The 12,099-nt window shown below is 38.5% G+C and carries 15 protein-coding genes; 9 read left to right on the top strand and 6 right to left on the bottom strand.

Going from position 1 to position 12,099, the window contains the following annotated elements:
• Positions 1-277: 277 nt before the first annotated feature.
• Positions 278-1,075 (bottom strand): nucleotidyl transferase AbiEii/AbiGii toxin family protein, encoded by a 798-nt coding sequence (locus ACFO6W_RS05520; protein WP_379994379.1) that lies wholly within the window; start codon positions 1,073-1,075, stop codon positions 278-280.
• The gene (locus ACFO6W_RS05515) at positions 1,072-1,896 is read right to left on the bottom strand and encodes a type IV toxin-antitoxin system AbiEi family antitoxin domain-containing protein (protein ID WP_379994378.1); all 825 of its coding nucleotides are present in this window, start codon (positions 1,894-1,896) and stop codon (positions 1,072-1,074) included. The genes ACFO6W_RS05520 and ACFO6W_RS05515 overlap by 4 nt, the downstream gene beginning before the upstream one ends.
• 379 nt (positions 1,897-2,275) lie before the next feature.
• Here ACFO6W_RS05515 and ACFO6W_RS05510 point away from each other — a divergent pair, with 379 nt between their 5' ends.
• The 6 genes from ACFO6W_RS05510 (at position 2,276) to ACFO6W_RS05485 (ending at position 7,261) form a co-directional block, all read left to right on the top strand.
• Positions 2,276-2,632, top strand: a complete 357-nt coding sequence (locus ACFO6W_RS05510; protein ID WP_379994377.1) for a helix-turn-helix domain-containing protein — start codon at positions 2,276-2,278, stop codon at positions 2,630-2,632.
• The gene (locus tag ACFO6W_RS05505) at positions 2,616-4,676 is read left to right on the top strand and encodes a toprim domain-containing protein (protein ID WP_379994375.1); all 2,061 of its coding nucleotides are present in this window, start codon (positions 2,616-2,618) and stop codon (positions 4,674-4,676) included. Before ACFO6W_RS05510 ends, ACFO6W_RS05505 begins: the two co-directional genes overlap by 17 nt.
• 41 nt (positions 4,677-4,717) lie before the next feature.
• Complete coding sequence (locus ACFO6W_RS05500) at positions 4,718-5,005, top strand: helix-turn-helix domain-containing protein (protein WP_379994374.1); 288 nt, start codon at positions 4,718-4,720, stop codon at positions 5,003-5,005.
• Positions 5,006-5,023: 18 nt separating this feature from the next.
• The gene (locus ACFO6W_RS05495) at positions 5,024-6,004 is read left to right on the top strand and encodes a hypothetical protein (RefSeq protein WP_379994373.1); all 981 of its coding nucleotides are present in this window, start codon (positions 5,024-5,026) and stop codon (positions 6,002-6,004) included.
• Positions 6,005-6,216: 212 nt separating this feature from the next.
• Positions 6,217-6,660, top strand: a complete 444-nt coding sequence (locus tag ACFO6W_RS05490; protein ID WP_379994372.1) for a hypothetical protein — start codon at positions 6,217-6,219, stop codon at positions 6,658-6,660.
• Between the two features lie 169 nt (positions 6,661-6,829).
• Positions 6,830-7,261, top strand: coding sequence for a hypothetical protein (locus ACFO6W_RS05485; protein WP_379994371.1), 432 nt, complete (start codon positions 6,830-6,832; stop codon positions 7,259-7,261).
• Between the two features lie 196 nt (positions 7,262-7,457).
• On the opposite strand, the gene ACFO6W_RS05480 is transcribed toward ACFO6W_RS05485, so the two are convergent.
• The gene (locus ACFO6W_RS05480; RefSeq protein WP_379994370.1) at positions 7,458-7,712 is read right to left on the bottom strand and encodes a tyrosine-type recombinase/integrase; all 255 of its coding nucleotides are present in this window, start codon (positions 7,710-7,712) and stop codon (positions 7,458-7,460) included.
• 241 nt (positions 7,713-7,953) lie between these two features.
• On the opposite strand from ACFO6W_RS05480, the gene ACFO6W_RS05475 reads away from it, so the two are divergent.
• Genes ACFO6W_RS05475 through ACFO6W_RS05465 form a run of 3 tightly spaced genes read left to right on the top strand, consistent with a single transcriptional unit; the run spans position 7,954 to position 10,822 of the window.
• Positions 7,954-9,183, top strand: a complete 1,230-nt coding sequence (locus ACFO6W_RS05475) for a site-specific integrase (RefSeq protein WP_379994369.1) — start codon at positions 7,954-7,956, stop codon at positions 9,181-9,183.
• A 28-nt stretch (positions 9,184-9,211) separates the two neighbouring features.
• Positions 9,212-10,420, top strand: coding sequence for a site-specific integrase (locus ACFO6W_RS05470; protein WP_379994368.1), 1,209 nt, complete (start codon positions 9,212-9,214; stop codon positions 10,418-10,420).
• 18 nt (positions 10,421-10,438) lie between these two features.
• Positions 10,439-10,822 carry a hypothetical protein gene (locus ACFO6W_RS05465; RefSeq protein ID WP_379994367.1) on the top strand — a complete coding sequence of 128 codons (384 nt, stop codon included), beginning with the start codon at positions 10,439-10,441 and terminating at the stop codon, positions 10,820-10,822.
• Between the two features lie 65 nt (positions 10,823-10,887).
• Here ACFO6W_RS05465 and ACFO6W_RS05460 read toward each other — a convergent pair whose 3' ends face one another.
• The 3 genes from ACFO6W_RS05460 to ACFO6W_RS05450 all read right to left on the bottom strand — a co-directional run bounded on the left by ACFO6W_RS05460 (position 10,888) and on the right by ACFO6W_RS05450 (position 12,056).
• Positions 10,888-11,184, bottom strand: a complete 297-nt coding sequence (locus ACFO6W_RS05460) for a helix-turn-helix domain-containing protein (protein ID WP_379994366.1) — start codon at positions 11,182-11,184, stop codon at positions 10,888-10,890.
• Positions 11,174-11,491, bottom strand: coding sequence for a helix-turn-helix domain-containing protein (locus ACFO6W_RS05455; protein WP_379994365.1), 318 nt, complete (start codon positions 11,489-11,491; stop codon positions 11,174-11,176). The genes ACFO6W_RS05460 and ACFO6W_RS05455 overlap by 11 nt, the downstream gene beginning before the upstream one ends.
• A gap of 145 nt (positions 11,492-11,636) precedes the next feature.
• Positions 11,637-12,056 (bottom strand): hypothetical protein, encoded by a 420-nt coding sequence (locus tag ACFO6W_RS05450; RefSeq protein ID WP_379994363.1) that lies wholly within the window; start codon positions 12,054-12,056, stop codon positions 11,637-11,639.
• Between the last annotated feature and the right edge of the window lie 43 nt (positions 12,057-12,099).

The raw sequence follows: 12,099 nt of genomic DNA, 5'->3' as shown, positions 1-12,099 counted from the left end.
ACACATTACGTCTAACCCTTTAAATTGCTCGGAATTTGTTTAATTTTAAAATATATTACCATCTGCTTATCAGATAGTTACGAATTTAAAGTAAACAATACCGTTTGCAATCGACAAAAACGCCTTTTTGTCTATACTGTCTATGTTTTGCGTACCAAACAATACAGGTTCAAATCTAAACATTATTTTTTACTTCACCAAATGTTTGGTTGTAAATATTTTAGCTAATAGTGCAAGGTGCAGGCATCTTTATAAAGATGCCTGCACCTTGCACTAACTAATCTAAGAATTTTCGGAAATGCCTCCCTAACTCCCGTTCAACTTGCTTGAAAGGTGGTAAGTCCTGAATCTGATCCGACATTGAAGTTTCCCACTGTTTTTCAAAAGCAGGAAGTATTTTTTCTAACCTTTTTCTAATAGTATCAGGCTTCAAATCTTTAAAAGTGGCTTTTTCCTGATATTCAGATAATAAATCAGCCATTTCAAGACCTTCATTTTCTGAAAGAAACCATAGGTCATAAAAATCTCTTGGTTGTACTCTTGACAAAAGCGATCTCATTTTTTCAGTCATAACCTCATTTAATGAGTAGCATTTCAAAGAACATTCTTCCTGATCAGAATACACCTCTATCATTTGTTTTTCCTCCAGATCGAATTTTAATAATTCATTTCGGGATATGTCAACTTTTACCTGCTTTCCTCTGCCGCCTAATGGCCCTATATAATTGATAAAAAAGTTGATGTTGCCTGTTTGATGCTCGCCAAAATCATCCATAGATAAATCTATATTGGCTTCATCCTTAATAAAATCAAACACTTCCTGAAAGGCAGTCTGTATATCCTCGTTTGTTTTGCCTTCATCGAGTAAGGTAAAATCAAGGTCTTCGGAAAAACGGTAATCCTCGAAATAGAATTTTTTAAGGACTGTTCCTCCTTTAAATGTCAGGACTTCAGATAATAATTCATGTTGGGATATCCCGTATAATATCCAGGTAAGAACATAGTCTTTCTCTATCTGGGTATCTCTGACTCCCGCTTCCCATGCTACTTTTTGTATTTCCGCTTGTTTTATCATGTATATATAACCGATTTAATTGTTTCTAAATCTACGTTCTGCTGTATTCTCCACCTTGTATTTATTGCTCCTTCTTTGGGTGTTGTGGTATCCAAAATTGCAATTGAATCAGTCAGTATCTTGTTTAGTTCCTCTATGCAAGGAGCATTGATTCCCAAAAGTTCTAAAATATAACCAAGACGCTTCGGTACAGATTGCGATCCGAATTTAACAATATAATTCAGTAACTGGTCATACTTTAATTTATCTTTTGCTATATAAATCGCTTTAGCAATTTCTACAATCCCTCCGGCATAATCCGGTTTATGAAGACAATCTATAATTGTCTTTTCCAGATCACTGCATAATACTTTATTGAAGCTGTCTATCCAGGTCTTTTTGTATCCGAAAAAATGTTTAGAATTATGATATATAAATTGGAATTTAACTCCTCTGATTTCAATAATAGATGGTTTTATTTGGCTGTTCACAACTATTTGCTCTTTGAGAGACGGCTGAGTTATGAGATTATGTATCTGCAAAGCCGAATAATATCCGATGTAATAATGTTTTCCCGCCAACGGTTCGGCTAATAAATGCCAGTCAGGCATATAGCTTAAAGAATCCTGCTCATAAGGAATGATGTAAAAGATGCCCTCTTTCACTCTTAGCAGTAAACCCTCATTGACCATCCTTAATATTTGTTGGCGAATGGTTTTTATTTCGGTTTGAGGAAACATTTTGATGACATCATCATATGTGAACCAGCTCTTGTCCATAACATTGAATCTGGTCAGAATTTCTCCGGCTTTACTCGTTATACGTTTATGTTTTATATCCATATTGCTATATTTTGCATAGTATTTAGGATATGAAAAGTATGATTATTTACGTTTTATATCTCAAACACTACCTATTTTGTAGCTTCAAAGATAATAAAAATATTAAAATATAATAACTGCCTATTAAATAATTCAGTCGTAATGAGACAAAAATAATTATGTAGTAAATGAGCCACACCTTATATACATCTAAATATCAATAACATATAATCAAACGGAGATGTCACCCCGTGTCTTTTAAACCTATTTTTCTAAATATCAAACAGTAACTTACTGAAAACCAATATAAGCAAATAAAAATCATACACGGGTGTATATACAGTGGTGCAATTCAATTTTCTACATTCCTGACTTTTGTAGCAGATTAAAATATAACGCTATGGAAGTAATAACATTTGAAAGCAAAGCATACAAAGATTTGGCTGATAAAATAGACCGTATAGCCCAGTATGTAACTCAAAAAGAGACAGTCCCACCATCCCAATCGAAAGGAGATGATAGTATAGATAATAGATGGCTCGATAACTTTGAAGTAGCGGAGCTATTGAAAATTAGTACCCGTACATTACAACGGTTGAGATCGAAGAATCTTATCAGTTTTAGTTTATTGGGGGGAAAATGCTATTATCAGGTTTCAGATATTGAAACGGCATTGAGAAACAGATTGATAAGATGTACTCCTGAAACGATTGCTGAATTCCGAAAAAATTTCCTGCTGTATGCTAAACAAAAATGAGATTCTTTCCCGTACAAATGGCGGTCTAGATGTATTCCGCTATTATCTGAATGTTGAGTTCCGGATTGGAAGAAATTTTTTAAATCCACTCTATAAAGACTCGAAAGCGTCATGTAATATCTTCTATGACCGTCATAAGCAATATTACCGGATGAAAGATTTCGGCGATGATACATACAGTGGAGATTGTTTTGCCCTTGTCGGGAATATACATAGACTGGATTGCAAGAGTGCTAGTGGCTTTATTGAAATTCTTTCGATCATCAACCGTGATTTAAATCTAAGTTTAGACGAGAGGGATAAAGCAAATATTCAAACACAGTCATCGAAATCAATATCTCCACCTAAAAAGAATGATCCGGAGCCACCACTTATCCAACAACAAGTAAAACCTTATAAAATTACACGGAAAGAATTCTCTACCAAAGAGCTAAACTTTTGGAACCAATCGGGTATTACACACGATGTGTTAAAACAGTACAAGGTTATCTCTTTGATGGATTTTTCATCTAAAAACAACAATGATAAACCATTTTCAATTGAATCAACAACTGATGAACCAATATTCGCTTATTTAGGCAAAAGCAGGATTAAACTCTATCGTCCATTTTCCAATCCTCGCTTTATGTATGCAGGGGAACCGGAAGAATACTATTGCTTCGGATTGGAGCAACTTCCGGCTAAGGGCGATGTCCTTTTTATAACTGGAGGAGAAAGGGATGTGCTTACTTTGGCTACGCATGGGTTTCATGCAATATGTTTCAATAGTGAATCGTCTAATATCCCCAAAAGAATAATACACAAACTGGTTTATCGCTTCAAACATATTGTAATACTGTATGATGTAGATAAAACAGGTCTTTCCTGTTCTCAAAAGCATTATCAGTTATTGCGAGAGTTCGATGTAAAGAGGCTGCTCTTGCCTATGGATGGCAGTAAAAAGGAAAAAGATATAACCGATTATTTTCGGTTGGGATATAAGCGGGGAGATTTTTTACAATTATTTGTAGAACACCTGGACAATCTATACTCCGAAACAATGGCTGTATTAAAATCTTGTGAAATAGATTTTAGCAATCCTCCGGCCAGTGTAAAGACTATAATTTCTATTAATGACGTACCTCTGGGTACGCAAGGAAACCTTCTTTGTATTACAGGAGGTGAAGGAAGTGGAAAAAGTAACTATGCAGGGAGCTTAATCTCCGGAGCAATTGGAGATAAGATACAATCGATTGATAGTCTCGGAACATCTGTAGATGCCAATTTAAAGAATAAAGCTTTACTGCTCTACGATACCGAGCAATCCGAAGTCCAGTTGTATAAGAATTCATTGAACATTCTGAAACGAAGCAAGCAAAAAAGATTACCTGACTATTTTAAAGCTTATTGCCTGACAGGCATGTCGCGCAATGAACGCTTGCAAGCCATTGTACAAAGTATGGATAAGTATTACTATGAATTTGGTGGTATCCATATGGTTATTATAGACGGTATAGCGGATTTGATCGGTTCAGCCAATGACGAAACAGAAAGTTTACGGATTGTAGATGAGTTATACCGTTTAGCAGGGATTTATAAAACTTGTATTATCTGTGTTCTTCACTTCGTGCCAAATGGACTGAAGCTTCGGGGGCATCTTGGTTCAGAGCTTCAACGTAAGGCAGCAGCCATTGTGTCCATAGAAAAGGACGATGATCCGAATATATCTGTAATCAAAGCTTTGAAAGTCCGTGACGGCAGTCCGCTGGATGTGCCTCTGATTCAGTTTGCTTGGGATAAAGAAGTTGGAATGCATTGTTATCTGGGAGAGAAAACAAAAGAAGAAAAAGACAAACGTAAAGAAAATGAATTACTGAATGTGGCTCGTAGTATTTTTCGTATAAAACCATTTCTCAGTTATCTGGAGTTAGCTGAAGAGTTACAACAAGTTATGGACGTGCGTGAGCGTACTGCAAAAAGTTATATCAAGTTCATGAGAGAGAAAGAGATTATAATTAAAGATCCTTCCAATGACAGCATATTTATTCTTGGTCAATTAAAATGATAATTCAAATGTATATAGATAAAAATTATTTTGATGATTGGATGAAACGCATTTTAGAAAGCTTGGAAGCCCTGAACGCTAAGCTGGTAACCGTAATGCGTGCGGATCAACGGATTAAAGGCGATGTTGTTCTTGACAATCAGGATTTAATGGAGATTCTTAAAATAAGTCCCCGGACATTACAACGGATACGCAATTCAGGGAAACTACCCTATCATAAAATGAATAAGAAAAACTACTATTTAAAATCTGACGTAGAAAAATATATCATGGAACACTTTGGAAAGGATATGTCTTTCGGTTCAGACAACGAAGTATCAGAAGTATAATAATATAAAATAAAAAAAATGAATGATTTTATAGAAAAAGTGCATAAACAAATAATAGATTCTATGCCTCAATTAGCACCTAATACGGGTCTATTTACTGTAGATATTATTGTGAATAACGTGATCGAGGGAATGTTATATCGGTTCAAGCCAAATCACGAAATAAGAATGTCGCATATTGTGATACTAACAATTTCTTCTGATGTAGAAATCAGTGAAGCGATGGAGAATATTATATATTCGCTAATTGATAATATTGGAATAAACAGTGATAAGTTAGTTATTATCCACAGTGAAGGAAATTCAAAACCGGAGAATGACGTTCAGACTTTTTTTTCGGACAATGCAGACATATTCCATCCCGATTATATCCGTTTTTCCTGTTCAAAGGATACGATGAGAACTTCAATAGACGGAGAAAAATACCTCCGTCTCGACAATATGTTGAAAAGATTTTATTCGGATACAATATGTTTTGTCGGACCAATAGTAGGTAAACAATCTGTGAATATCGAAGTCTATAGAGATATTTGCTCTAAATGTGGAAAAGAAATAAACATTGTCAGCGGTATTGTATTTCCAAGAATACAATTACCATCATGGGATAACTCTTTCTGGCAATATTATAATACGTTAATACCCATTTACCAACTACCGACAGAATATGTCCGACAGGTTAAACAAGAAGTAATTAAATTAAGAAAGTCAAATGATAAAATTACCCCTCTGTTATTTTATCAGAATGTTGAGTTAGAAGAGAACGGGTGGACTGTTATGTGTCCTTATTGTAATAATGTAATAGATCAATACTCACCGGAAGATGATAGAATGCAATACCTTTTCGATAAAATCAATCGGGAAAATGGAAACTTAGAGTATTACTCCATTTTAATAGATGCGGATCAGGATTTAATAAATCTACTGAATGAAAGCTTTGAATCAAATAGTCCTCATGTTTGTTATGCCGGATGGGTTGAATTAAAAACTACACAGTCATGAGCCCAGAATTATTAAACACTTATGTCGATTGGCTTTTTAAAGCATTGGGTATTTTTATTCTAATTTGTCTGGGTATGTCTTTTCTGTTTATTTTTTTTGATTGGGTGAAAAAAACGTTGGCAAAAAAGAAAAATCGTAAACAACATCAAGTTATAATTTTTTTTAATCCTATTTAGTCATTTGACTAAACTACATTTATAAATATCAAAATTATGGAGAAAGAACAATTCAGGACTTTAAATCAGTTTAAAGCATTATTGAGGTTTAGCGGTTCATTTAATATTATCGCTGCGGGTTTATTTATATTTCCGATTCTCTTCGAACATTACCTTCAGTTCTGGAATACGCTGAACTCCTTATGTGGATTTGAAAATGCACTAATCACAATTCCTACCGATCCGTTCCACGCACTATTCATCAATACGGCAGGCATTGATCTGGTTCTGATAGGAGCTATTATACTCTACGTATCGAGAGATCCACTTCGCAATAAGGGGATTATTATAATGAATGCTATGGGACGGACATTATTTACAATACTTACCATTTATTACCACATAACGGCTGATTTACTTTTCCTCTTCGTAATAATAGGCATTGTAGATTTGTGTATATCGTTGGGATTTATTTATTTTCTAAGGAAAGTAAAGATATAATACAGAATTTTTTATATTTGTTTATCAAAATGCTTTTATGTTTCTGTCAATAAAAAAGTTGATAGACACGTATAGGATACATAAAATATTATAGAAATGTGATATGTGCAATACGTTTGTTGTACGCACAAGGAGTCATATAAGGAATAATAATCTAATATAAAGCCTTATGGAAAGAGTTAACAAGAAAATACAGATGCCTCTTATTTCTTCAGATTTACATAGCAGATGGCCCGGACACTTTAGCTTTCTTGACGATTGTACAGATGTTGAGATATTTTATGAATTTAAAGTATGTTTTTTTCCGGAATTAAACTTGTTTATGCCTCCCAGCTCCGATGAAGGGCATATCATCCTAAAATACACAGTGGATTCAAAAGTGAATGAGATTGATAAGATCTATCTGCCTTTCTTCTTTGAATGCGACTATATCGATTTTATAAAAAAGAGAGTCATCCTTAGTCTTAAGGAACAATACTTCTTTAATTTCATTCATATTCCGGTAATCAAAAGAATGCAACAATTCTTTGAGGAATATAAAAAGAAGGGGGACGAAAATATGGAAGCTATTTTAACAGCAATAGATGAAAAAGAAAAGTAACTTTTAGCTTATACCCCTATGAAAGTGAAAGACTTCTTCAGCCAATTATGAAAAAGAGGTTGTTTCCTAGAATAATAAATTACAAATAAATATGCCCGTTACTCTTTTTGAGTAACGGGCATAATAACAGAATTGCTATATTTCACAAGTTTTAGTTTAAAGAGAAAAGGAATAATTTATGACGCTGATTTCATTATTATTTATAGGGATTGCTTCTGCCAGATTTTTTATCATTCAATCTTCTTGCCAGATTTCCCATATCTTCGCTAACTTTCTTGTCTAATATTTTGGCATAAATTTGTGTTGTTTTTATGCTTCTATGTCCCAACATTTTGGAAACGCTCTCTAGTGGAACTCCATTGGCCAATGCAATAGTCGTAGCGAATGTGTGGCGGGCTACATGAGTAATTCCCTCTAAAAGCAAGCAATCCCAAGACAGAGTAAATGACACGCAATCGGTTTATAATAAGCAAGTTTGATTGATTTTTCCGTCTTGCAGAAAATGCAGAACCGGACATAAAATCGCAGTATTTCAGTTACCAAACCGTTAGCCGGTTGTTACCGGAAAACGGACAGGTAACAGGGTACGGACAAAAGAAATCAAATCGGTGTCTTTTGCGCTGTTTGACAGTCTTTTGCATAACAAAGAACGCTTGTACAATGGCTAATTTTGCCACTAAAAATATAAGCGTATGAAAGTAGAAAAATTCAAGGTGTTGCTCTACCTCAAAAAGAGCGGTTTGGATAAATCGGGCAAGGCTCCGGTTATGGGACGCATCACTGTAAACCGGTCAATGGCGCAGTTCGGTACGAAACTGTCCTGCACCCCCGGCTTGTGGAATCCCCGCGAAAGCAGGCTGGACGGCAAGAGCCGTGAGGCGGTCGAAGTGAATGCCAAGATTGAGAAACTTTTGCTGGCGGTGCATTCGGCATTCGACAGCCTCGTGGAACGCAAAAAGCCGTTTGATGCAGAGGCAGTAAAGGTCTTCTATCAGGGAAGCATGGACGCACAAATGACCCTGCTTTCCCTTCTCGACCGGTACATGGAAGGGTTGAAAGCCCGTGTCGGGATAGACTGCGCTCCAACCACGTTAAGCACTTATGTGTACACGCATCGTTCGCTCGGCAAGTTCATTAAAAAGAAGTTCAAGACAAAAGATGTCGCATTCGGGCAGCTGAACGAACAATTCATCCGGGAATACCAGGATTTTGTTTTGGGCGAACAGGGTTATGCGATGGATACCGTCCGCCATTATCTTGCTATTTTAAAGAAAATCTGCAAGATTGCTTTCAAGGAGGGCATTTCCGAGCGGTTTCACTTTGCCCATTACAAGCTGCCCAAACAGAAAGAAACCACCCCGAAAGCATTAAGCCGGGAGAGTTTCGAGAAAATACGGGATTTGGATATTCCCCGAAACCGCCCTTCAACCCGTTTCACGAGGGATTTGTTCCTTTTCGCCTGTTACACGGGTACAGCTTACGCAGATGTAGTCCGCATTACCAAAGAAAACCTGTTTACGGATGAAGAAGGCAGCCTTTGGCTCAAATATGCAAGGAAGAAAACGGACTACCGGGCGCGTATCAAATTATTGCCCGAAGCTATCGCCCTAATCGAAAAATACAGGGATGAAAATCGGGATACCCTGTTCCCGATGCAATCCGCAGACATGGTAAAAGCCAACATGAAAGGGTTGCGGATTATGGCGGATATAAAAGAGCCAATGACCTATCATTCAGGGAGGCACAGCTTTGCAAGCCTTATTACGCTCGAAGAGGGCGTGCCGATAGAAACTATCAGCCGTATGCTCGGACACAGCAATATCCAAACCACTCAAATCTATGCCCGTGTAACTCCGAAGAAACTTTTCGATGATATGGACAGGTTCATCGAGGCCACTCAAGATTTGAAATTAGTTCTTTAAACAATTAACAATTAAACATTATACAGCAATGCGAAGTACATTCAAATTATTATTCTACATTAACCGGAGTAAAGTAAAGACCGATGGCACGACAGCCGTCATGTGCCGGATCAGCATCGACGGCAAAAGTTCCACGCTCGCAACAGGTATCTATTGCCGGCCCGATGCCTGGAATGCCCAAAAAGGCATCATCAAGTCCGAAAGGGATAACAATCAGCTTACTGCTTTCCGCCGACGTTTGGAACAGACCTATGAGCATATCCTGAAAGAACAGGGAGTAGTCAGCAGCGAGCTACTCAAAAATACGGTTGCCGGGGTAAATTCCATTCCGACTTGTCTGCTCAAAGCGGGCGAAGTGGAGATAGAACGCCTGCGGATTCGCTCAACAGAGATAAACTCGACCACTACCTACCGGCAGTCCAAACTCTCACAACTGAACTTGCAGGAGTTCCTTCGTTCAAGAGGAATGGAGGATATTTCTTTTACGGATATTACCGGAGAGTTCGGCGAATCGTTCAAAACCTATATGAAAACAGTACATGAGCGGAAACCGGGGTATATCAACAAGTGCATCACCTGGCTCAACCGCCTTATCTACATTGCCATTGATCAAGAGGTATTGAGAAGCAATCCGCTTGAAGACGTAAGATACGAGAAGAAAGAACCGGCCAGGCACCGCTACATAAGCAAAAACGATTTAAAGCGGATAATGGAAACTCCAATGCCTGAACCACGGATGGAACTGGTTCGCAGGGCTTTCATCTTTTCATCGCTGACCGGTCTGGCTTACGTGGACATGCACCGCCTTTACCCGCACCATATTGGAAAAACGGCGGAGGGCAGGCTCTATATCCGCAAGCAACGGGTAAAGACAAACGTGGAAGCATTCATTCCCCTGCACCCGATAGCAGGGCAGATACTTTCACTCTATAACACTATCGACGGCAGCAAGCCTGTATTTCCGCTGCCTGTCCGGGATATGATTTGGTACGATATAAATCAAATCGGTATTACTATGAAATTGAAAGAGAATCTTTCGTATCATCAAAGCAGGCACTCGTTCGGAACCCTGTTGATTTCGGCGGGTGTTTCGATAGAGAGCATTGCCAAAATGATGGGGCATGCGAACATTTCCACCACACAGGGTTACGCCCGGATAACAGACACAAAAATATCCGCAGATATGGATAAACTGCTGATACGCAGGAATACGAACAGTCAATCAATAGCAATATAAATATAAAAAAGTAAAACAATGAAAAGGGAATTGAAAATCGGCGACAGCCAAATAATAACCATAGAAAACGGAATCATATCCGTACCGCAATCCGGTGAAGTGATGATGACATCATTTGAAATTGCCGCCTTGTTCGGTGTTTATGTCAGGACAATTAACGACCATGTAAAAGCGATCCTGAAATCAGGAGTAATCCGGACGGATATTTCCTGTCCGGCGACCGTAACGGGAAATAGCGTAATACCCGCTGTTTATGGGTTGGATATGATAACCGCCCTTGCTTTCAGGGTTCATTCACCGGAAGCAGAACTGTTCAGGGAGCGGGTAATCCGAAGAATAACGGCCAACCCGTTACCGGCAAAACTCATCATGCAATTATCAAACAGGGCTTTGTACAATTAAAAAAGCAGCCGTAAGAATATCCCTCAAAGGAAACCTTACGGCTGTTTTATTTAATGGAGAATCGCTTACTTAAACGCCTTATGCAGATTCCTGTCGAGCATTGCCTGAATGTCGCTCTCGCGGAAAAGTATCTTGTTGCCTATTTGGAGATAGGGTATCCGTCCGCTATACCGCCACTCCTGCAACGTGCGGCGGCTGACTTTCAACTGCCGGGTAACTTCCTTGTCGGTCAGGAAGCGTTCGCCGTCCAACGGCGGGCGGTAGCTTCCGGCCATTTTTTCCAATCCTGCCAGCATCCGGTCAAGCGCTTTGAAAAACGATTTCAGGCGTTCATTGTCCCTTGTTATCAGGTTATCTTCCATAAGGCGCCTCCTTTCGTCCGAGTTTCGGGCGCTTTTCTTCGATTAACCGGAGCGCCGCCTGCACGTCTTCGGGTCTGTAATACATTTTGTGGTTCACCTGCGAATAAGGCAGGGTTCCGTTATCGCGGTAAGTCTGCAATGTGCGCGGACTTATGTTCAGGATGATACACACATCCTGGTTGTCCAGCCATTGCTTCAACGCTTTATCCTGATGCCGTTCGCACAGGACTTCCACCTTTCGGGCAAATGCCTCGAAGCGGGACATCATCGCCTCGTATGTGCGGGCTTCTACCATTACTATTTCCATTGTTCATTTTTTATCGGTTTATTTCACGGGGGAGCAAAGATAAACCGATTATTTCAGCTTGCTGTCAAGTAAATAAACTGTGGAAGCATCAGGCAGCGAGTGTCACAGGAAGGAGCCAAAAAGCCTCCGAAAAGAGGCTGGTATGCTAATTTAAAGAAGAAGGTTCTTGAAGCAGTTTGAACTCAAAATCCATAATCAAACTTTCTGCCGCACTTATTTCATTATCGGGCTGCGGTATCAATTTATATTTTTCCACAAACCAGTCTAAATAGGAAATATCCATATCCACATATGCGGTCGTATGCATTGGTTCAAGCAGGGGCATCCCAATTCTTATCCCGTCCGGCCAATCTTCATGGTTTTTCATATAGACGAAATAATTGGTATGGCAACCGGAACTTATGTTGCAAAATATCTCATCCATTGGGAAATTTGGAATCTCATAACTTCCATCCTCGCCCGGCTTATCGTATTCTACAAGGAGCTTGCCCACCTTACAAGCGTCTGCAAACAGTTCACATAACAGTTGGGTTGAAAAATCAAACAGGGGATAAAATCGTTCCATAAAATATATCCTTAATTAACGGAGCCAAAATTAACGATTAAAC

It is taken from the genome of Dysgonomonas termitidis (assembly GCF_042654545.1).
Classification (GTDB): domain Bacteria; phylum Bacteroidota; class Bacteroidia; order Bacteroidales; family Dysgonomonadaceae; genus Dysgonomonas; species Dysgonomonas termitidis.
Note: the sequence above shows the minus strand (reverse complement) of the source record. Positions and strands in the feature narration are given on the sequence as shown.